This is a genomic window from Flavobacterium sp. OHVDL-2026-0007 (assembly GCF_059882335.1).
In genome coordinates this window covers 617,510-638,214 of record NZ_CM187612.1, presented here as the reverse complement: position 1 = coordinate 638,214, position 20,705 = coordinate 617,510, and the positions used below count along the sequence as shown (strand labels likewise).

The window sequence follows — 20,705 nt, the reverse complement described above, 5'->3', positions numbered from 1 at the left end:
GTAATTTAAAAGTTAGCCCGCCAATTTGCAGAATGATTTAAACATAGTTATCCCTGGTCCAATCATCTGATTCTTTCTCAACATATGAACAACTTCAATTCCGCTCAATGTTCATCTTGCCGATTCAAAGCTTTTAAAACCTAATCCGTTTTGTATTCGCTACTTGATAAAACGATGATCCTGTTCTACAATATTGTTGAGATATTTACACTGTCGGATTTTAATCTTTGAGAACCAACACTTGTTATAAACTTTGATCGCTGCCGTATTAGAACTGCTTTTATCAATCTTTATTACTCTTGGCCTGCAGTTGTTACTAATTGCTTTAATTAGAAAAGACTGAGCGCTCATTCTCTTTCTTTTTCTGGTCAAAAGAAAATCTACTGTATGACCTAATTTATCTACCACTCGATATAAATAACAACAAATACCTTTTACTTTGATATACGTCTCATCCATTCTCCAACTCTTCCCTACTCTGCCTTTTCTCTTTTTCATCTCTGAATAAAACAAAGGTGTAAACTTATAAACCCAGCGTTGGATCATGGCATGATCCACAAGTACTCCTCGCATTTTCATGATCTCATCAACATCCCGATAGCTTAATGTAAACCTAAGCTTAAAATATACTGCCTGCAGTATAATAGATTTTACATAGAAATGACCTTTCGTATTGATGAGTTTAAGAATTTAAAAAAGATAAAACTTAGTTTTAGATGTGACAGAACCGAAAATATGTTATATAAATAATTAGTATATTTTATCTTTACAACAGTATAAATTAATAAAGATATTTCCTATATTTATCTGAAATAAATACTAACTTATGGCATAAAGTCAGTTAAAAATGATGTTATTTGAGTCATTGTATAGCTCCAAAAAATAAGTTGTGCGATATTTTGACCGAAAAACCCGAAAAATGAAAAACATACTAATTTTTGCCTTAATTTTTAATTTTTTGTCTTGTAAAGCACAAGAATTTGAGAAAATATCTGTTTCAAAAACTGATATTTCCGAATTGTACATTAATGATGAAAACTCTACAGAACTATTTTATTATAAATATCTTCCAAAAATTAACATTAAAGGAGTTTTAGTCATTATTCCTTCTGGTGGAGAACTTGTTGAAAATACATTAAAACAAATAACTCTTCAAAAAACAGCAGTTGAAAAAGGAATTATGGTAATTGTTCCATCAATAAATTGGGGAACAGATAATCGAGAAGCAGAATTCAAATTGTTAGATAAAATTTTCAATGAAATTGTTGAAAAGCATAAAGTATCAAAAGAAAAATTTATAATCGGTGGACTTTCCAGCGGTGCAATGATTTCTTTAACTTATGCTGAAAGAGCAATTAAAAATCCTGAGATTTTTTTTCTAATCCCTAAAGGTGTTTTTGCATTAGATGCTCCTTTAGACCAAGCAAGATTTTATAAATATTGTGAAAGAGAAATAGAAAGAAATATTTATCAACCAGCAGTAGATGAAGCAAAATGGATTAAAAATAATTGTGACAGTATTTATGGTGGTTCACCAGAAAAATTTCCTAAAAAGTACATAGAACATTCTATTTATTCCTTTGGAGCAAAAGATGGTGGAAATGCAAAATACTTAAAAAAAATGCCTCTTTTAATGTTTACCGATTTGGACACTGACTGGCTAATAAATCAAAGACATCGTGATTTAAATGACTGGAATGGCATTGACATAATCTCAATGATAAACCAATTAAAAATAATGGGGAATGAAAATGCAAAAGTAATAGTTAGTCAAGGAAAAGGAATTAGATTAGACGGTTCAAAAAACCCACATTCTTGGTCAATTATGGATTCCGAAGTTTGTTTAAATTGGATTATGGAAACAATTGATAAATAAAAAAACATCCCAAAGAGTTACTACAAGAGATAGTTGGTTTGGAATTATTGAATATCAAAGAAGAATGTTGAATTATAACCATTTTCATTATTCACGGAATGTAAAATTTTGGAGTTGATGAAATAGAAAAGTTAGATGTTGAAAAAAACTTCTGCCAATATCAGTATGGGTATGATGTAGCTTCTATTAGAATTAGGGTTATTGTTCACATTTAGGTTAAGCCAAAAATTAAAAACAATAGCTAACTATTTTCAGGAAAAACCAACAAAAATAGAAAACCCAATACCAAAAACGCTAGTATTTGACTTTCCATTTTCTCTTACAAAAGCGTATCACCTTCAAATTTATTCAAAGGTTAACCACCAGAACCTGTTAGCCATTTTGTATAAAACAAACTACAACTTTTTTGGGGTTGTAGCTTGTTTCTGTTTTCTTAGTACAATCTTAATGATCATGTTAATCTAATGCCTATTGAATATTATTTTTTTTAATTATTTTTATTCTAACTACAATAAGATCCCCATATTTTTTGACATCTTCTTTTGTCCAAACGCTTTCAATTCCTTTAGGTCTTTTTTCCCATTGCCAGTCAATACGTTCCTTTACATAAACATATAGAGATACTCTATCATCTAAACTTCCTTGCTTTAGTTTTTGTTGTTCTAAAGTGGTAAATCTAAAACTAAAAAAGAATTGATCCTCATTTTGTCCTATACCGGTTTTTATTTGAGGACCTATTTCTTTAAGCAAATATTTAAGTGGTTTATTTACAAATTTTGATTCATTAACTTTTAATTCTTTCATCTCTCTTGTCGTTTGTACCATTGGCACTCCCTTACAACTATAGAGAAATGTTGCTATTAAAAATAGCATTAAAAATCTAATTATTTTTTTCATTGTAAATTATTTATAGTCATGGACAATTAATTAGTTGATAATTTGTAATTCCATTTATTGTGGTTTGCTTAATTGCTATTTTTACATATGAACCATCACCTGATTCTTTTTTTAAGATAGATATTCCCGATTTATACTTGTCTAAAGTTGCAACAATCGCATTTATTTTTCCTTCTGTACTTGACCCCATTTTAGGTACAAGATCTTGCAAATTGTCAAAGATTACTGTGGGAAATTCCGGAGGATTGTTGCCGATTTAATCCCCCTAGTACTTGGTGCACAATTTGTCTTATCAAATTATGAAAGCAAATAGGTACTCGATTTTACTTTTTTATACATATCCGAAAAAATTGTGTGACATTATCTACTTTTTACAAATCTTATAAGTTTAAAGTTTTACTTGGCAATTGCGGATTCCAACTGCTGTATCAGTACTTCCCTATTCATAGGATATCCTGCTTTCGAAAGTTCGTAACTGCCGTCTTTATTTAGCACTATATATGTTGGAAACCCCTCCCCTTTGGCTTTAGTCATAATATCTTGAGTCAAGGCTTCATTGGCAAGAATGTGGAACCCTTCCAAACTTTCATATGCTATGAACTTTTTCCAGTTTTCAGAATTATGGCTATCATGATTGGCTACATATAGGAATTGCATGTCCTTACCTTTGAAATACTCATGCAAAGCTTGGCTGTGCTCAGTGATTTGTTGTCGACAAGGTGCACACCAAGTTCCCCACATATCAATCAAAACAGTTTTCCCTTTAAACTGGCTGATAACTTCTTCAAAGGTTTTTAACTGACTCCCTTTGTCGACAAAAAGCATTTTATTATTCAGCGTTTTTTTATTGTTTTCAATGATCTTATTAATTACGGGTTCAAATTGAACAATATATTTGCTATTAGGAAACTGCTTTTTGAAATTCTCGAAAATTTGTGGTAAATTTTTATTGTTTTCATCATGAAGAGATTTTGTAAAAAAGACCGCATAGGCATATTCAGCAGATTTCCCTGTATAATATTTTTGGATAATTTTCTCGGTCAATATATTGGTCATATCATCACGCAAAAGCTTACCACCTTCTTCCACTGAAGCATTATACCATTCTTTAAAAAAGACCTCTTGATTAGTTCCTGAAGCCTCTTTCCAAAGTTCTTCCTTCTTACGTCCCAGAATATCATAAACAAATTGCAGATAAAATGGAGCGTTCATAGCTTGATCGTTACTTATTTTAATTTTGGAAAATAATTGCTCGCGACGTTCTTTCCATTTATCCAAATTACGGGCATAAGCCTCTTGATTACTGTATTTATTGTTTTGTTCAAAGAAGTAGAAAGCTTCAGGAGCTAAATAATCCAGATTAATATGCCATGTTTTTATAAATTCCTTTGAAGGCTTGTGTGTTTTAATATATTTATCTAGAACACTTTTATTATACAATACAATGCCTTCAATTTCTTTATAAACCCTATCTGGAAGAGTATCTCCTTTAAATTTTCCCTGATCAAACCGTGACAAAGAATTTAGCAGCTGATTATTCTCTTGATGTGTACCCGTAATTTTAACATTTTCGACTTTTAGTGATGAATCAATTACAATACGAAAATCATCTCCAGGTGATAAGAATAAATCGCATGACATAAAGGTCCTCGTACTTTCAATGTAATAGGCAAGAGCGGCTATTTGAGGATCCGAAATGTCAATTTTAAGATTAAAATTTCCTTTTGAATCTATAGGAATTGGAAAAGCACAATTTTCTTCTTTGCTATCAAAATTTTTGTTTGGCAGAAAGATATAGGCGCCATCTGGTACCTTTTCAAAGAATCCCTTAATTGTGACTTTCTGTGCAAAGACTGAAAAAGAAAGGCATAGAGAAAAAAGAATGACAAAGAATTGCCCTGACAACGAAGAAACCTGAGTTTTACTGTCTTTCATGATTATTAAAGTGTTTCGTTTTTTTTTATAAAGTGTTCAAATAAAGCTGTTAAATAATATTAATAGAAGATGTAAAAAATTAAGTAGTACAATAGGTTGAATAATTAAATTTCAGCCTTTTTTATGTCTTTATTTTTTTTGAACGAATATACACATAAAACACTCAATATGTTCATGTTTACTCCATATGTTCCGTCAGTTTAATAATAATTTAACAATAAATAGGCAGTTATCTTCATCAAAACAACTTCAAAGTACAGAGAGTGAATAAGTAACATAAAAAAGCACGAAAAATTAAGCTATACAAATGGACTTTGTAGCGGAATATCCATTCATCATACAAAGTCTCTTTGCAGCCACTTTTATTTGTTCGATTTTTCTTTTAAAAATGGTAAATCCTTTTGAACTAATTTTAGAAAAACTAAATGGAATTGAAAAAGCCATTGCAAAACTCAATACAATTGAGCCAATTGTGGAAGAAGACCATGCAATGGATATTAAAGAACTTTCAACATATTTAAAAATGAGTAGATCATCTATTTATAAAATGACTTCTCTAACGATATTCCACATTTTAAAAACGGTAGAAGACTCTATTTTAAGAAGTCTGAAACAAACCAATGGATATTTTCAAATAGGATAAAAACAAATAATGATATTAAAAAAGAAGCATTGAATTATATCAATAAAAATAGAAAGTGATGCAAAATTACTAAAACAGTTTGCATCTATTTTCGCGTTATAAGCGCCATTTACCATTTTCTATAGTGCTCAAGATCCTCCTGAGTAAAAATTTCATCAGGGCTACCCATCAACGGATCCATCCAGTTGATCTTTGCACTAGCCCAGCTGATCCATTACTGGAGCTGCTCATTTAAAGGATCTGCACTTTCTTGAACTGCGTTTACGTAATTTCGGAGTTTGGTCACTTCATCAAATCGCCCAGCCCCTTCAAGCAGCGCCTTGAAGTCCCTAACCTCTTTTTGCTTTCGTTCGACAATAGCCCTCTTAACGGCTTCTTGCTTTTCACGCTCAATCTGGCTAATAAGGTAATCTTCCTTCCATTGTTTTTTCTTCTTGGCAATGAGCTCCAGCTTAGCCACAATTCTGGCAAGCAGTTCTTCCAATACAGTCGCTCCGTCTTTCCACTCCTTCTGCTCGGAATATTTTCCTATCTGAAAAATAAAAGCGCCCGTGCGCACCAGCTCCGAACTACTGTAGCGATCTTTGGCTGGTATGCGTTTGGTGGCTTCCCTGAGATATAATTCGATTTCAATCCCATCGACCACTGCCACTGTATCCCCATACCGGTTCTTAATAAAATCATGTCCTCTATATTGAAGTAATTTTATCAGTGCATCCATAAAGCGTAATGCTCTTGACATATGCGCGTCGTCCACATTTAAAAAAAGTACATCAGGATCCTGCTCTTTGTAGTTTTTATTTTTTTTACGTTTATCCCAACTGTCTTTAGTAATCTTTATAAGCCTGTGAGGTTTAATGAGCTTGTCGGGAACCTTCAGCGGCGCATTGGAATCCTTTTCAATTTCTTTTGTTAGTAAAACTATTGGTGAAGCAATGGGCAAAGGTATGTTCGTTTCGTATTTCTTCTTAAGAATCTCCACTGATTCAGGCCCCTGATAAGGCTCTGAGAGTTTTGCAACCCAACTATAGCCATGTTTGAGCTGTATCCAATAACTCGCATGAGGCAGTGGAACTTTAAGTGTGGCACAAGCCTGTCGAACACCGTAACTTGAGAGACCATATAAGGAGTTGATCTGCCCCAGATTTTTTTTCCAAACCAGATCATATAATTCTTAACGGGTAAAGCTAATAGTTTTCATAGTGTCCTGTTTAAGAACTTTATAAACGGTAGAAACTCAAATCATATTATATATTAAAAATGATTATGACTTAAAGCTTATTAGCTAATGTTTCTATACTTTAAATAAATTTTAAATTATCCAATTATATTTTGCATTGCAAAATTATAAATAAAATTAATTAGATTTTTACTTCAATCCCCAACAGGACATCCAAACCAAATTCCTTAAGACATTCAAAGACAGCCACTATCTGTAGTAAGTCAATTTCTTTAAATCCTCCATAAAATGATGCGTAATTTGTCCCTTTTTCGTCACTTAAGGAGACAACTATCAAATAGTTGTCTCTTTTTTTATTCCTTAATGTGTAGATTTTTCAAGCCTTCACAGCATAATAATATTTGTGGTTCGATTTTTTCACAAGAAATTCTCAGTCTGTTTGAAATAAACAGTCTTAAAGTGGCGCTATCAAAGATTTAATCGAAGCTGAACGATGGTTCGAAATCCCGTTAAGGATATAGGATTTTTTTCTCTTTGGTTCTGTCGCATCTATCAAAATCAAATATAAGAATTTAAGTAATTTAAAAGTTAGCCTGCCAATTTACAGAATGATTTAAACATAGTTATCCCTGGTTCAATCATCTGATTCTTTCTCAACATATTCACAACTTCAATTCCACCCAATGTTCGTCTTGCCGATTCAAAGCTTTTAAAGCCTAATCCATTTTGTATTCGCCACTTGATAAAACGATGATCCTGTCCAATAATATTATTGAGATATTTACACTGTCGGATCTCAATCTTTGAAAATGAACGTTTGTTATATACTTTGATCGCTGCGGTATTAGAACCGCTTTTATCAATGTTTATTACTCTTGGTTTGTAGTTATTACCAATTGCTTTAATTAGAAAAGACTGAGCGCTCATTCTCTGTCTTTTTTTAGTCAAAAGAAAGTCAACCGTATTACCTAATTTATCTACTGCCCTGTACAAATAACACCAAATACCTTTTACCTTGATATAGGTTTCATCCAATCTCCAGCTTGCCCCCACTTTGACCTTTCTCTTCTTCATCTCTGATTCAATGAAAGGCGTAAATCTATAAACCCACCGTTGGATCGTAGCATGATCCAGAATCACGCCCCTAATCTTCATTATTTCTGCAACATCTCGATAACTTAAAGTAAACCTAAGCTTAAAATATACTGCCTGCAGAATGATAGACTTTGGATAGCAATAACCTTTCGTATTCATTTTTTGTTAGTTTTAAATAACCAAAGTTAAAAAGGTATTCCAGATGCGACAGAACCAAAATTCTTTAACTAAAAAATTAAATAATCATCAGTAAACTGAATTTTGAGTCAGGAAAGTTATATAGTCCCTTTTTTTATCTCAATTGTGTCCACACTGCGGACACAATTGAGATAAATTTAATTTTTCATTCTGACAGATATTTCCTTTCTATTCTTTCTTTAGCCTCAGCTAACAACGAATGTATTTTTTCTTCAAACTGTTTTTTAGGAGGTAGATCTGTCCAATATTCAGCAACCATTATGCCATCTTTATGCATTTCAAGCAGTTCTATTTGTTCACGACTACTTTCTGCACAAAGAATTAACCCAATTGGTGTCTTTTCTCCATCTTGTTTTTCGTATTTATCTAGCCACCGTAAATACAACTCCATTTGTCCTTTATGTTTAGCTTGAAACTTTCCTAATTTTAATTCTATGGCTACTAACCGTTTTAGCTTTCGATGGTAAAAAAGTAAATCTAAATTAAAATCTTCACCATCTATAATCATTCTTTTTTGACGTTCTACAAAAGTAAATCCCTTTCCTAATTCAAGAATGAATTTTTCTAATTCATCCAATATCGCCTGCTCTAAGTCTTTTTCTAAATAAGCATTTCCTAAATTTAGAAAATCTAATAAATATGGATCTTTAAATGTGTATTGTAAATTATCGGATGATGGGGTTGTTTGAATGTTTGCTATCGTGGTACGTTCGAAAGCTTTTGTTGCTATTTGCTTGCGTAAATCTCTAACACTCATTAATTGATCGCACACCTGGTTTGCATAGAATAATTTGGCTTCTGTATTTTTGATAGGTATTATAGCTAAAAAGTGGGACCAGCTTAATTGTCGTGACAGTGTCACGACAATTTCCTTGTCTGTAAATTGATCTGCAAATTGCATCATTCTCCGAAGATTTTTTTCTTCGAAGTTTCTTCCGTATTTGTTTTCCAATTGTGCCGACACTGTCGGCACAATTTGTTTTCCGTATTCTGCACGTTTGTTTTGAAGTATCGTTTCATTAATTCGGAAACCAATTTCCCAAAAAAGCAATGTTAAAGTACTATTATTTTGAACGATAACTTTTTGCTGAGTTTGCTCAACAAGTTGAGATAGCTCGTTAAGTAAATCAGTTTCAATAATTGTTATATTATTATTTTTCTCCATAGTATGCCATTATAATCAAACTAAATTATCTTTTTTTTAAAGTTTAGTCTTTATAAATAATAATTCCATTAAATATCCGCTAAAGACAAAAATAATAAAAAGCAACTTTAAGTAATGATAAAATATATTTAATCGAATCTATTTACAGATAGTGATAATAAAAAAACATTTCTAATTGGGTCCGCAATGCAGACACAATTAGAAATATGACAATAAATACAATTGATCAGTAAGTGCTCGCATATGATAATGCGTTAATTAAATATTGTGGTTAACTGACTATGGAAATTACCAGGTAGATTATAGGAAAAAAACTAATTTAAGTTCTGTGTCAAAATCGTAGCACATGATGATTATGAAAAACTGAAATATAACAAAATCAAGGCCTGACGAATTTAGGTTCGGATATATCAAACACATCAAACAAATTTAAAAATTTGAGACAATTTCATATCGATCCCCAACGGGACATCCAAACCAAAATAGTAAAGACATAGAAAGACAGCCTCTACTTCCAAGAAGCCAATCTCTTTAAATCCTCCATAAAATGGTGCGTAATTTGTTCTTTATGGTCACTTAAGGAGACAACTATTATATAGTTGTCTCTTTTTTTATGCACTAATATGTAGATTTTTCAAGCCTTTACAAGCTAACATTTCATGGTTCGAATTTTTCATAAGAAATCCTTAGACTGTTTGAAATAAACAATCTAAAAGTGGCTTCATTAAATATTTAATCGAAGCTGAACGATGATTCGAAGTCCCGTTAAGGATATAGATTTTTTTTTCTCTTTTGGTTTATTGCAGTTTTTTGATATTAAATATAAAATAATTCCAAAATCGACTTAATACATTTGCTGTCACAAAAGCTATGGCGAATTTCAAATAAATAAGCCGTCGCGGAACTATCCGTACAGATTTTTTATCTCCGACATAACAAAGGTACTTTGGGTACTGCCTATACTTTCCACTGATCCCAATTTATTAAACACAAAATCCTGATAATGCTTCATATCTTTGGCAGAAACTTTCATTAAAAAATCGTAATCACCTGAGATATTATAACATTCTACAACTTCTTCTATTTTCATAATATCACTAACAAACTGATTCCCGATATTACGATCGTGCTGTTTAAGTTTAATATTACAGAAAACAATAAACCCTCTGTTTAGTTTTTCTGCATCCAACAAGGCTATATATTTCTTAATGTAACCGCTGTTCTCTAATCTTTTAATCCGCTCAAAAACAGGCGATGCTGAAAGATTTACCATTTTAGCAAGCTCTTTTACAGTGTATTTAGAATTATCGTGTAGTATATTTAATAACTGAAGATCAATATCGTCTATTTGTTCCATAGAATATTTTACTTTAAACAGGTTTAATTTACTCCAAAAAACAGAATAAAATTCTTCAAATATAACCAAAAACAACACAAAAATCTTATTTTACAGAAATTAAAAACATAACATGCTGAAAAGTTTATTTTCAAAGTATAAAAATCTAAAAGGCATTATTTTATTTCAGGGAGCGTTATCCTTGGTGCCCTTTATCGAAAAAAGATAAAGGGCCACGTCATAAATAAAATTATACTTCTTTTCGTCGAGCCATACCCTGAGCGATGATACTAGCGGCAATCAATTGCAAGGCATGATAAAGCATGAGCGGCAGCAATACGATGCCGGTAATGGTACTGTGCTGAAAAAGTACTTTTGACATGACGGTGCCGTGCACCAATGACTTTTTAGACCCGCAAAATAAGACAGTAATACGATCTTCATCTGAAAAGCCAAGCAAGCGGCTGAGTAGTCCGACACAAAAGAATACGGCAAAAAACAACGCCATCATCCCTGCAGCGAGTCCAGCAAGTTCAAGGGCGGTGAACCCTTCAAAAAGATGTTCGGAAAATGACTTGCAAAACGACGTGTAAATAATCGTTAGAATAACTGTCTGATCAAAATATTTGAGCTGTTTCTTGTATTTTTCGGCAATGGCCCCGAAACGGGAATTGAGGCTTATGCCAATGATGACAGGCAGCAAGACTTGTAGAATCAACTTTAAGCCGATTTGAGTGACATCAAAATCACCTGTTACAGAAGCTATAAACAGCCCAACCCAGAGCGGCGTAACCACTACTCCGATCAAACTGGAAATACTCGCATTGAAAATGGCTGCGGGAATGTTTCCCTTGGCGATGGAAACCATGACCACAGAAGAGGATACTGTAGACGGTAAAGCTGCCAGAAAAAATACACCCAGCCAAAGCAGCTCGAAGCCGTTATTGACAAACAACGGGCGAAATGCCAAAACAATGAGCGGAAAAAATAAAAAGGTTGTCAACTGGACGACAATGTGCATTTTCCAATTGAAAAGTCCTGCTTTTAGTTTCTCAACACTCAGTCGCATGCCATAAAACAAGAAAATCAAGGAAACGCCTGCATTGGCAATCTCCTCCAGCGAAACAGGTTCTTTGACCATGCCTGGCTTTGGTAAAAAATAAGCCATCAGAATCATGGTGGCTATCATTAACAGGAAACCGTCGAAACCTGCTTTTTTAAATACTTCTAATAATTTCTTCAATGTGTTTTAAATATTATTCCTCCGTAGAGTCAAGATTACAAAAATATCTTACGCAGATAAACGTGGATTCTCTAGATTCATTAGTCTGTCCGCAGAGTCGTTCTGTTTAATTCTACGGATAGCAGGCTTCAAACAAGGAAACCATATTCTAATTAATACATTGAGACTAAATCCCAAGTTCTTTACGTATAATTTCTGCTCCTGCGCTTAAAGCACTTAACTTGCCTCTAGCTACGTTTCGAGATAGCGGGGCCATACCGCAGTTTGTAGAAGGGTAAAGATTTTCGGCATCTACAAACTCAAGGGCTTTACGCAGGGTATTAGCTACTTCTTCTGGTGTTTCTATAGTGTTGGTTGCCACATCAATGGCACCTACCATTACTTTTTTACCGCGAACAAGTTCCATTAAATTTAAAGGCACATTGGAGTTGTGACATTCTAAAGACACCACATCAATTTTAGATTTTTGAATTTTCGGGAAAATTTCTTCATATTGTCGCCACTCTGAACCTAATGTCTTTTTCCAATCAGTATTTGCCTGTATTCCATAACCATAGCAAATATGAACCGCAGTTTGACAGTGTAAACCTTCAATGGCTCTTTCTAATGCTGCCATTCCCCAATCGTTTACTTCATCAAAGAACACATTAAATGCAGGTTCATCAAACTGGATAATATCTACCCCCGCGTCTTGAAGTTCTCTTGCTTCTTCATTGAGTGCTTTCGCAAATTCCCACGCCAATTTTTCCCGGCTTTTATAATGGTCGTCGTACAAGGTATCAACCATTGTCAGTGGGCCTGGCAATGCCCATTTTATAGGCTTGTTAGTCTGTTTACGTAAAAATTTAGCATCTTCAACAAAAACTGCTTTTTGACGTGTAACCTCACCTACAACCACTGGAACACTCGCATCATAACGGTTACGGATTTTCACTGTTTTACGATTTTCAAAATCTACACCGCTTAAATGCTCGATAAAAGTCGTTACAAAATGCTGGCGTGTCTGCTCACCGTCACAAATGATATCTAGATCTGCCAATTGCTGTTCCTGCAGAGAAATGCGCAACGCATCTTGTTTCCCTTCAAGTAGCTGATCGCCTTCTAATTTCCATGGTGACCAAAGTTTTTCGGGTGGTGCAAGCCAGGCAGGTTTGGGTAAACTTCCAACAATAGAGGTGGGTAATAATAATTTCTTCATAATAGTATAATTTTAATGCGTTGTAATCAATTAAAGGGTAAAATTAGCAGACCATTGTTCTAGGAGACTTTTGTAAGGCTTAATGAAATGCTCTTCTGCATATTTACCCTGTTCAACAGCCAGTCGGCCGCGCTCTTCGCGGTCGTAAACCACGCGAGTCAGCGAATAATCTTCGTGTTTAAGAGCAGGTTGATAGATTTTTCCAGCCACTGAATTTGCATTGTAAATTTCAGGGCGATAAATCTTCTGGAAAGTCTCCATCGTGCTGATTGAGCTGATTAGTCCAAGATCAGTATAATCAGCAAGTAGATCTCCGGAATGATAAAAAGCCATCGGTGCCACACTATTCGCAGGCATGAAAAAACGAACTTTTAAGCCCATTTTAGAGAAATATTCATCAGTGATAGAATACTGATCCTGCAGATACTCAAAACCCAGAACCGGATGCTGATATTCAGTGCGAGTATAAGTTTTGTTGCTCGATACACTTAGACAAATGATTGGTGACATCTTAAAGTGCTCTTTATAAGTGGCTGAACTCACAAAGCATTTATAAAGTTTTCCGTGCAAATCACCAAAATTTTCAGGAATACAAAAATTGGATTTATTTTTATTGTGCTCGATCAATAAAATACTGAAATCATAATCACGAACATAAGAAGAAAAATTATTTCCGGCGATACCTTCGATACGCTGGCTAGTCTTGTGGTCAAAAATATTCGTTTTTAAAACTTCAATCAACGGCAGATTGTTAATACCATTCTTATCATCAATACTCATCGTTACTGTGATGATTTCAAGTTCTACAAGGTAACGATCAGCTTTTGGATTATCCAAATGAGCCAATGCATTGAATCGATTGTTAATCATATTTAAGGCATTACGTAAATTTTGTTGGCGATTAGCTCCTCTAGCCAAGTTTGCAAAATTGGTTGTCATACGCGTTTGACTTGAGGGGTGATAGTTTTCATCTAAACAAGTGCTCTTTAGTGTGAATGCAAAATCATTGTGGATTGTATTTTGGGTGTTTTCAATATCCTGCTTTTCGTTTATTCCCCTATCTTCTTGTATGTTCGCTTTCATCTGATGATAATATTTAGTTTTTTTACCCTGCAAATTTAAAAATAAAAGATTAAATATTTTTATTTACACTTAAAATCAGATAAATATTCTTTTAAGAAATATTTTTAAAGAATATTAATCCTTAAACAAATATAATAATGAAGGAAAACAGATAAATATTCTTTAGTGAACTAAGATGATTGATTTGGAGTTACCTAGAGCACTTCAAAAACTCGAAAAAGAAAACAATATAATTTATCTTTGCCAAAATTTAAGATAGACATAGTAATGAATTTGATAGAAAATTTAAAATGGCGCTACGCCACAAAAGCTTACAATAACATTAAAGTAACAGAAGACAAGGTCGATCAGATCTTAGAGGCTATAAATCTTTCAGCATCTTCCTGTGGTCTGCAATCTTACCGCGTTTTTGTTGTAAGCAATCCAGAAATCCAAAAGAAATTAGGTGCTGATTCGTATAATGGACAGATTAGCTCTTGCTCTCATTTGTTGGTTTTTGCTGCATTCACTGACATGACTTCGCGTTACATTGACGATTACATGGCAATGACAGAAAAACAAAGAGGTCTTGATGCTGGTGCCTTATCAGGATTTGGAAATGGATTGCGTGCCTATTTTACTGCTATTGATGCTGATCAAAAAGCACTTTGGGCGGCCAAACAGGCTTATATTGCACTAGGAACTGCACTTATTGCTGCAGCAGAATTAAAAGTAGACGCCACTCCTATAGAAGGTTTTAGTGCTTCCATTATCGATGAGGTTTTGGGTTTGAAAGAGAAAGGGCTGCATTCCGTAGTTATCCTCGCTTTAGGATATCGTGATTCAGAAAAAGACTATATGGCAGCTACGAAAAAAGTTCGTTTGCCTATAGATGAAATGATAACGAAAGTTTATTAATATATGTTAATTATTAAGATAAAAATATATTTACTTCTATTTTCTTTCCTAACATCACTTTCAATATGTGGTCAAACAAAAAGCATTTACTCAAAATCATATGGACAAAGTAAAAATCCTTCAGTTATCTTCATCCATGGTGGACCGAGTGGAAATTCAACACTTTTTGAAGAAACAACTGCTCAAAAATTAGCAGAAAAAGGATTTTATGTCATCGTTTATGATAGACGTGGAGAAGGTCGATCAATCGATACAACTGCAACTTTCACTTATCAAGAAGCAATTAAAGACTTAAACCAAATTTTTCAGAAGTATAAAATAAAAAAAGCAAATCTGATTGCACATAGTTTTGGAGGCCTAATTGGGACACTTTACACAGAACAAAACCCCGAAAAAGTAAATGCTTTAATACTCGCAGGAGCATTGATTTCTCAACAAGAAACGTATGACCACATTCTGAAATCAACCAAAATTATTTCTCAAGAAAAAAAAGACACTTTGATGTTTTCAAAAATCTACGAAATAGAAAATTCAAATAAAAATTCCGCCGAATATAGAAAACAATGCTTTGAAATAGCAAGTCTAAATAACTTTTTCAAAATGCCTTTTCCGACAATTGAAGCGGAGAAACTACGTAGACATTACGAGGAAAGTAAATTTTATAAAAATAACATTAGAAATCAACAAGCGCCAATTTTGTTCTATAAAAATGAAGCCAAAAACAATATTGATACAAAAACGATTTTAAAAGAATTGGAAAAGGGTAATGTAAGATTATTTGCAATCTACGGTCAACAAGACAACATATTTTCAAGCAAGCAAATAAGTGATTTGAGGAAAATAGTCAAAAGTCAAAACTTCAAAATTATTAACAATTGTTCACATTACTTATTTGTAGACCAGCAAAAAGAATTTATTGAAACAATCGAAAAATGGATTAAATAGAACTATGGTTATATTTTTTTAATTACTCTCAGATCAATAAATTTTGAATAGAAAAAATTTTCATCCGCTCATTGTCATATGCCGAAAAACATAGCAATCCCCAACAGGACATCCAAACCAAAATACTGCAGACATATAAAGACAGCGTCTACCTGTAGGAAGTCAATTTCTTTAAATCCTTCATAAAATGATGCGTAATTTGTCACTTATTCGTCACTACAGCCAAATGGCGTCAATTGTCTTCAATTGGCGCCATTTTTCGTTAAAAAATTTATTAAATAATAGATTAGCTTTTGTACATTCTTCAAGCAGAAAACTCCCAGAGCAATTCAAAAATGTAATAAAATATTTACTATATTAGTACTTTTTAATTTTAACAAACCACCATAAATATGACCACTACAAAATTAAAATTAGTGACAATTGCAATTCTTCTGAGTTCATTTTATGCAACCGCTCAAAAAACAATCCTTATCAACAACACCCAGATTTTTAACGGCAAAGACCAGAAAACAATTACTGGCAATATTTTGATTGTCAATAATCTGATCAGCAAAATTTCCACGGCGCCAATCCCAACCGATAAAAGTACAAATACAACCATTATCGATGGTAAAGGAAAATTTTTGATGCCGGGCCTTATTGATGCCCATACCCATATCATGATGGAATCCATGAGCGTCGCAGAACTCATGAATAGCGATATACAATACATTACTGCCATTGCTATGAAGTCCGCGGAAAAAGACCTGATGCAGGGTTTTACTACTTTCAGGGACCTTGCCGGTCCAGCAGTCGGCCTGCAAAAAGCAATAGACAGGGGTTTGATTATAGGTCCGCGTATTTATCCCTCCGGTGCGATGATTTCCCAAACCGGAGGCCACGGCGACTTCCTTAGTCCAAACGCTGTTCCAAAAGATATGACGGCAAGCCTTGACTTTACTGAACGTTACAATTTTGGCATAATCGCTGATGGAGCAGATCAGGTATTGAAACGTGTACGTGAGCAGTTGCGCCTTGGTGCTACACAAATAAAACTGGCCGCCGGCGGTGGTGTTTCTTCAACGTATGACCCTTTGGATGTCTCTCAGTTTACAGAAGCAGAAATGAAGGCTGCTGTTGATGCAGCTGAAAACTGGGGTACCTATGTTACCGTACACGCTTACACGCCAAGAGCCATACAAACTGCATTACGCGCCGGGGTGCGCTGTATAGATCATGCCCAGCTTATTGATGATGAAACAGCAAAAATGCTGTCCGAAAAAAAAGCATGGCTAAGTCTGCAGCCTTTTATCGACGAAGGTAAGAGCCTTTATGCTGATGGTTCACCTAACCGCATAAAACAGCAAACTATGATGAGCGGTACTGAGAAAGCCTATAATTTTGCAAAAAAATATAACATTAAAACTGCATTTGGAACCGATTGCCTTTTCGAGCCTGAACATTCGGTAAAAAGAGCAGGTGATCTTGTAAAGTTATTGCGCTTCTATACCCCTTATGAAATATTAAAAATGGCTACCTCTACAAATGCGGAATTGCTGGCCATGAGTGGCCCACGTAATCCCTATCCCAAAAAGCTGGGTGTTATAGAAGAAGGTGCTTATGCCGATGTTTTATTGGTAGACGGTAATCCGCTTATTAATTTGAATATACTAGAAGACTATGACAAAACTTTACTACTGATTATAAAAGACGGAGTTATTTATAAAAATTTACTTATCAAATAGTTTTTACAATCGATTACTAAAAGACTAAAGATTGGTTTTGAAATAGACTAAAAAAAAATCCATCAATCCCCAGCAGGACATCCAAACCAAATTCATAAAGCCAATGAAAGACAGACACTAAATCTAGTAAGTCAATTTCTTTAAATCCTCCATAAAATGATGTGAAATTTGTCCCATATTTTCACTTTACGGGACAAAAGATATAAATCATCTTTTGTCCCGTTTTTTTTTACACTTCAACTCACTATTAATCAAACAAATAAAGGCAGTCGATTTTGTTTACTGTAGTGGTTTGTATTTTATTTTCTCGAATCGTGAAATTTTCAGGATAAACTAAACCAATCAGACTCCTTTTATCTGATAAATCCCTATCTACATAAGTTTCATTAAGCTAAATAAGGTTGTCAATGCCCTTAACTAGTAGTCCTTCAAACTATCCTTTTCATTAACAACCAACGAAAATTCTCTTTCCATGTTTCTAATTCGTCCATTGTAGTCTTCTTTCATCATCTTGTAATCTACTCCCATTTTCATTAATTACTTGATTTTAAATTATCACCGTCTTTAAAATGCAGCCTTCTAAAAACCAATCCCGACAAAATAGTTAAAAACCCTACAACCAAAAAGGTATACCTAAAAGCATTATGAATTTCGTTATGAATAAGTTTTACATCACCTTGAAAAATTTTAAGTATCAAGAGTCCAAAAGCAATACCAAAACCAATAGCCAACTGCTGATTAACAGAAACCAAAGAATTACCACTGCTGGTATGATATGATCTTAAATCAGCAATAGAAATCGAGTTCATAGAAGTAAACTGTATAGAGTTAAAAAAACCTAATGCTGATATGATTGGCACATACCAATAAATTGATGTATGAATTGATGGAATAGCCAAAAAGCAAATTAAAACACCTATTATAAAAGTATTTAACATTAACGTTTTTCGATATCCATATGTGTTTAAAATTTTAATCACTGCCGATTTTCCGAACATGGCTGTCAGAGCCATAGGCGCAATAATCCATCCCGAGGTAACCGCCGACTGTCCATAAGCAATCTGAATCATCATTGGCAATAACAAAGGGATAGAACTAAACCCCAAACGGGTAACTAAATTGCCCACTATACCGACTCGAAAGGTCCGTACCTGAAATAAATTCAAAGGAAAAATTGGATTGTTGTCTTTTGCTGCATGTCGATAATACCAATAAAACATCAAAAAACCGCCCATTAATAGCATTAAAACGGGTGAGATACGAATGCTACTGCCAAATAGCTCCAACGAAATAGACAATAGCAATGAAGCTGATGCAAAAATGAGAAAACCTTTTAAGTCAAAATCGATTATTTTAGACCTATAATCGGGCATAAATTTCAGACTTAAAATAATACCAATAATACCAAATGGAATATTGATTAAAAAAATCCAGTGCCAGGATAAATAATCGACCATATATCCCCCAACCAAAGGGCCTAAGACAGGCCCAATTAAAGCGGGAATAATCGCAAAATTCATAGCCTTTAACAATTCTTTTTTGGGAAACGTTCTAATGAGCGCCAGCTTCCCAACTGGTGTCATTAAACTTCCTCCTATACCCTGAACGATACGGGCAAAAATCAAATGCGTTAAATTTTCAGAAAGCGAACAAAATATAGATCCAACGCTAAAGAGAAATAAAGCGAAAATAAAAACTTTTTTCGTACCAAATTTATCCGATAAAAAACCACTGACCGGCATAAAAAGTGCCAGAGTCAGAACATAGCTAATAATTGCATTCTGCATATCCAGAGGCGATTCATTTAAATCCTTAGCTATAGAAGTTAATGACGTATTCAAGATGGTTGAATCGAGCATTTGCATAAAAATAGAAGTAGCTAAAATAATAGGCAGAACTTTTTTAGTCTTCTCATCATTTTGCTTTAAGGTCGTTGTATTCATACTAATTTTTTATAGCCGCAAGCAGTTCTCGCGTTGGTTAAAATTAGAGTTTATTTCTTAACTTTCTTTGAAGACTAAGTTAGTATATCAAGATCCCTATATGTAACGCTTTTAATTCAAAAAATACATTTTTTAATACCCTAATTAGGCATCTTCACCAGGAACAACTATTGTACCTATTGGAAAAAATTTCCTAAATACAAACCCTACCAAAGGACCAGCAATAATTACCTGAAGAGGAAAAGCCATTGCAAAGTTAACAGGAATCGATTTTATCCATATTTCAACTAAATTTGATGACAAGCCGTTTGCAAGTAAGGGACCGAAAAATGACATCAATACAACCATCCCTGTAACAAAACAAAAAGCTGTTATTAGTATTTTTTTAAGCAGTAAATCCTCTTCTTTTAAGATTTTATCCGCAAGCGTCATCGCCAGCCTGCCAACCAGAAACCATTCACATAAAAAAGCGGTAACAAAAGTAAAAGGAAACATTAACCAGGCAATTTTTAAACTTTCCAATGTAAAACCATTATGCAATATTACATTGTAAGTTGTCATTACACTGGCCATAAATACAACCATTAAAAATGTATATACTAAGTGTTCCGTTTTGTTAATTGGCATTTTATTCATATTCTTATTTAGATATTAAAGTTTCAGCAATTTTTTTTAAGGTATCCAGTGACTGGTATAAATCGTTTAGTTCTTTATCGGAAAGTGTCTTTATATTGTCAGAAAAATGATTCTCCATACTCTCTTCTACTTTTTCAGCAAGCAACTCTCCTTTTTTTGTCAAAAACAAACAAACTATTCTTTTATCAGAAGAAGATCTTACTCTTTCTAACAATCCAAGTTCTTCCAGTTTATCAACGGTTTGAGAAAATGGCCCTTTCTCCAAACCTATAGCTCTGGAAATAGACACCATTGACACATTAACAGATTTTTTTACGGTCATTAAAATTCTTTCCTGGGTAAGATTCAGAAATGCTAATTCTTCTGGCAATGAATAATCTTTAAACAAGGCATATTTTATAAGATCTGTGCTATTGAGTTCAACAGCTATTTTTCTTTCCATTTTTAATTTAGTTATAATTATAACGGTTACAAATATAACTATAGTTTGCAAATATCTGGATTTTTATTGCTTATTTTGTATAACTAAACTTAAACCCTTCTAAATCAAAGAGCTGATGAGTCTGCTGAAAATTTTAATTATAACAACAAACAATAGTTTCTACACTGCTCTAAGTATATATGCCAATCTAAAGGAATGGAGCTATTTATTAGGCTCACTACCTTCTATTTAATAACAAACGCAGACCGGATAATTGTTTTGCGTTT

General features: G+C 33.6%; 17 protein-coding genes and 1 pseudogene. 5 read left to right on the top strand and 13 right to left on the bottom strand.

All coding sequences use genetic code 11. From position 1 onward, the window contains the following. Positions 1 to 12: 12 nt before the first annotated feature. Positions 13 to 690, bottom strand: a pseudogene (locus AC51AA_RS02560) (IS6 family transposase). 229 nt (positions 691 to 919) lie between these two features. Between AC51AA_RS02560 and AC51AA_RS02555 the strand changes: the two are divergent. Continuing rightward, a complete protein-coding gene (locus AC51AA_RS02555; protein ID WP_500704182.1) occupies positions 920 to 1,876 on the top strand; it encodes a hypothetical protein in 957 nt (318 codons plus the stop codon). Between the two features lie 468 nt (positions 1,877 to 2,344). On the opposite strand, the gene AC51AA_RS02550 is transcribed toward AC51AA_RS02555, so the two are convergent. Next, positions 2,345 to 2,773 (bottom strand): hypothetical protein, encoded by a 429-nt coding sequence (locus AC51AA_RS02550; protein ID WP_500704181.1) that lies wholly within the window; start codon positions 2,771 to 2,773, stop codon positions 2,345 to 2,347. 396 nt (positions 2,774 to 3,169) lie between these two features. Continuing rightward, on the bottom strand, positions 3,170 to 4,708 hold the full coding sequence (locus AC51AA_RS02545; protein ID WP_500704180.1) for a TlpA family protein disulfide reductase: 1,539 nt from the start codon (positions 4,706 to 4,708) through the stop codon (positions 3,170 to 3,172). 307 nt (positions 4,709 to 5,015) lie between these two features. On the opposite strand from AC51AA_RS02545, the gene AC51AA_RS02540 reads away from it, so the two are divergent. Further along, positions 5,016 to 5,351 (top strand): hypothetical protein, encoded by a 336-nt coding sequence (locus AC51AA_RS02540; RefSeq protein WP_500704179.1) that lies wholly within the window; start codon positions 5,016 to 5,018, stop codon positions 5,349 to 5,351. Positions 5,352 to 5,565: 214 nt separating this feature from the next. Here AC51AA_RS02540 and AC51AA_RS02535 read toward each other — a convergent pair whose 3' ends face one another. The 7 genes from AC51AA_RS02535 to AC51AA_RS02505 form a co-directional block, all read right to left on the bottom strand. Then, positions 5,566 to 6,294, bottom strand: a complete 729-nt coding sequence (locus tag AC51AA_RS02535; protein WP_500704178.1) for a hypothetical protein — start codon at positions 6,292 to 6,294, stop codon at positions 5,566 to 5,568. An 825-nt stretch (positions 6,295 to 7,119) separates the two neighbouring features. Then, complete coding sequence (locus tag AC51AA_RS02530) at positions 7,120 to 7,785, bottom strand: IS6 family transposase (RefSeq protein WP_500704177.1); 666 nt, start codon at positions 7,783 to 7,785, stop codon at positions 7,120 to 7,122. 184 nt (positions 7,786 to 7,969) lie between these two features. Continuing rightward, positions 7,970 to 8,989 (bottom strand): PDDEXK nuclease domain-containing protein, encoded by a 1,020-nt coding sequence (locus tag AC51AA_RS02525; protein WP_500704176.1) that lies wholly within the window; start codon positions 8,987 to 8,989, stop codon positions 7,970 to 7,972. A gap of 904 nt (positions 8,990 to 9,893) precedes the next feature. Further along, positions 9,894 to 10,346, bottom strand: a complete 453-nt coding sequence (locus AC51AA_RS02520; RefSeq protein WP_095929232.1) for an Lrp/AsnC family transcriptional regulator — start codon at positions 10,344 to 10,346, stop codon at positions 9,894 to 9,896. A gap of 229 nt (positions 10,347 to 10,575) precedes the next feature. After that, positions 10,576 to 11,568 (bottom strand): bile acid:sodium symporter family protein, encoded by a 993-nt coding sequence (locus AC51AA_RS02515; RefSeq protein WP_500704175.1) that lies wholly within the window; start codon positions 11,566 to 11,568, stop codon positions 10,576 to 10,578. A 166-nt stretch (positions 11,569 to 11,734) separates the two neighbouring features. Further along, a complete protein-coding gene (locus AC51AA_RS02510) occupies positions 11,735 to 12,766 on the bottom strand; it encodes a methionine synthase (protein WP_500704174.1) in 1,032 nt (343 codons plus the stop codon). A 30-nt stretch (positions 12,767 to 12,796) separates the two neighbouring features. Next, the gene (locus tag AC51AA_RS02505; RefSeq protein ID WP_500704173.1) at positions 12,797 to 13,849 is read right to left on the bottom strand and encodes a DUF1852 domain-containing protein; all 1,053 of its coding nucleotides are present in this window, start codon (positions 13,847 to 13,849) and stop codon (positions 12,797 to 12,799) included. A gap of 267 nt (positions 13,850 to 14,116) precedes the next feature. On the opposite strand from AC51AA_RS02505, the gene AC51AA_RS02500 reads away from it, so the two are divergent. The 3 genes from AC51AA_RS02500 to AC51AA_RS02490 all read left to right on the top strand — a co-directional run bounded on the left by AC51AA_RS02500 (position 14,117) and on the right by AC51AA_RS02490 (position 17,418). Further along, positions 14,117 to 14,746, top strand: coding sequence for a nitroreductase family protein (locus AC51AA_RS02500; RefSeq protein ID WP_500704172.1), 630 nt, complete (start codon positions 14,117 to 14,119; stop codon positions 14,744 to 14,746). 3 nt (positions 14,747 to 14,749) lie between these two features. Then, positions 14,750 to 15,691 (top strand): alpha/beta hydrolase, encoded by a 942-nt coding sequence (locus tag AC51AA_RS02495; protein WP_500704171.1) that lies wholly within the window; start codon positions 14,750 to 14,752, stop codon positions 15,689 to 15,691. A 392-nt stretch (positions 15,692 to 16,083) separates the two neighbouring features. Beyond that, positions 16,084 to 17,418, top strand: a complete 1,335-nt coding sequence (locus AC51AA_RS02490) for a metal-dependent hydrolase family protein (RefSeq protein ID WP_500704170.1) — start codon at positions 16,084 to 16,086, stop codon at positions 17,416 to 17,418. 533 nt (positions 17,419 to 17,951) lie between these two features. Here AC51AA_RS02490 and AC51AA_RS02485 read toward each other — a convergent pair. The 3 genes from AC51AA_RS02485 to AC51AA_RS02475 form a co-directional block, all read right to left on the bottom strand. Next, positions 17,952 to 19,361 (bottom strand): MFS transporter, encoded by a 1,410-nt coding sequence (locus AC51AA_RS02485; protein WP_500704169.1) that lies wholly within the window; start codon positions 19,359 to 19,361, stop codon positions 17,952 to 17,954. A gap of 144 nt (positions 19,362 to 19,505) precedes the next feature. Next, positions 19,506 to 19,997 carry a DUF2798 domain-containing protein gene (locus AC51AA_RS02480; protein ID WP_500704168.1) on the bottom strand — a complete coding sequence of 164 codons (492 nt, stop codon included), beginning with the start codon at positions 19,995 to 19,997 and terminating at the stop codon, positions 19,506 to 19,508. A gap of 4 nt (positions 19,998 to 20,001) precedes the next feature. Continuing rightward, positions 20,002 to 20,439 carry a MarR family winged helix-turn-helix transcriptional regulator gene (locus AC51AA_RS02475; RefSeq protein ID WP_500704167.1) on the bottom strand — a complete coding sequence of 146 codons (438 nt, stop codon included), beginning with the start codon at positions 20,437 to 20,439 and terminating at the stop codon, positions 20,002 to 20,004. Positions 20,440 to 20,705: the final 266 nt, after the last annotated feature.

Coding starts and splice junctions, on each gene's coding strand:
- AC51AA_RS02485 (WP_500704169.1), bottom strand. CDS start 19,361: ATGAATACAACGACCTTAAAGCAAAATGATGAGAAGACTAAAAAAGTT.
- AC51AA_RS02545 (WP_500704180.1), bottom strand. CDS start 4,708: ATGAAAGACAGTAAAACTCAGGTTTCTTCGTTGTCAGGGCAATTCTTT.
- AC51AA_RS02475 (WP_500704167.1), bottom strand. CDS start 20,439: ATGGAAAGAAAAATAGCTGTTGAACTCAATAGCACAGATCTTATAAAA.
- AC51AA_RS02500 (WP_500704172.1), top strand. CDS start 14,117: ATGAATTTGATAGAAAATTTAAAATGGCGCTACGCCACAAAAGCTTAC.
- AC51AA_RS02480 (WP_500704168.1), bottom strand. CDS start 19,997: ATGAATAAAATGCCAATTAACAAAACGGAACACTTAGTATATACATTT.
- AC51AA_RS02520 (WP_095929232.1), bottom strand. CDS start 10,346: ATGGAACAAATAGACGATATTGATCTTCAGTTATTAAATATACTACAC.
- AC51AA_RS02510 (WP_500704174.1), bottom strand. CDS start 12,766: ATGAAGAAATTATTATTACCCACCTCTATTGTTGGAAGTTTACCCAAA.
- AC51AA_RS02525 (WP_500704176.1), bottom strand. CDS start 8,989: ATGGAGAAAAATAATAATATAACAATTATTGAAACTGATTTACTTAAC.
- AC51AA_RS02490 (WP_500704170.1), top strand. CDS start 16,084: ATGACCACTACAAAATTAAAATTAGTGACAATTGCAATTCTTCTGAGT.
- AC51AA_RS02540 (WP_500704179.1), top strand. CDS start 5,016: ATGGACTTTGTAGCGGAATATCCATTCATCATACAAAGTCTCTTTGCA.
- AC51AA_RS02555 (WP_500704182.1), top strand. CDS start 920: ATGAAAAACATACTAATTTTTGCCTTAATTTTTAATTTTTTGTCTTGT.
- AC51AA_RS02505 (WP_500704173.1), bottom strand. CDS start 13,849: ATGAAAGCGAACATACAAGAAGATAGGGGAATAAACGAAAAGCAGGAT.
- AC51AA_RS02530 (WP_500704177.1), bottom strand. CDS start 7,785: ATGAATACGAAAGGTTATTGCTATCCAAAGTCTATCATTCTGCAGGCA.
- AC51AA_RS02495 (WP_500704171.1), top strand. CDS start 14,750: ATGTTAATTATTAAGATAAAAATATATTTACTTCTATTTTCTTTCCTA.
- AC51AA_RS02550 (WP_500704181.1), bottom strand. CDS start 2,773: ATGAAAAAAATAATTAGATTTTTAATGCTATTTTTAATAGCAACATTT.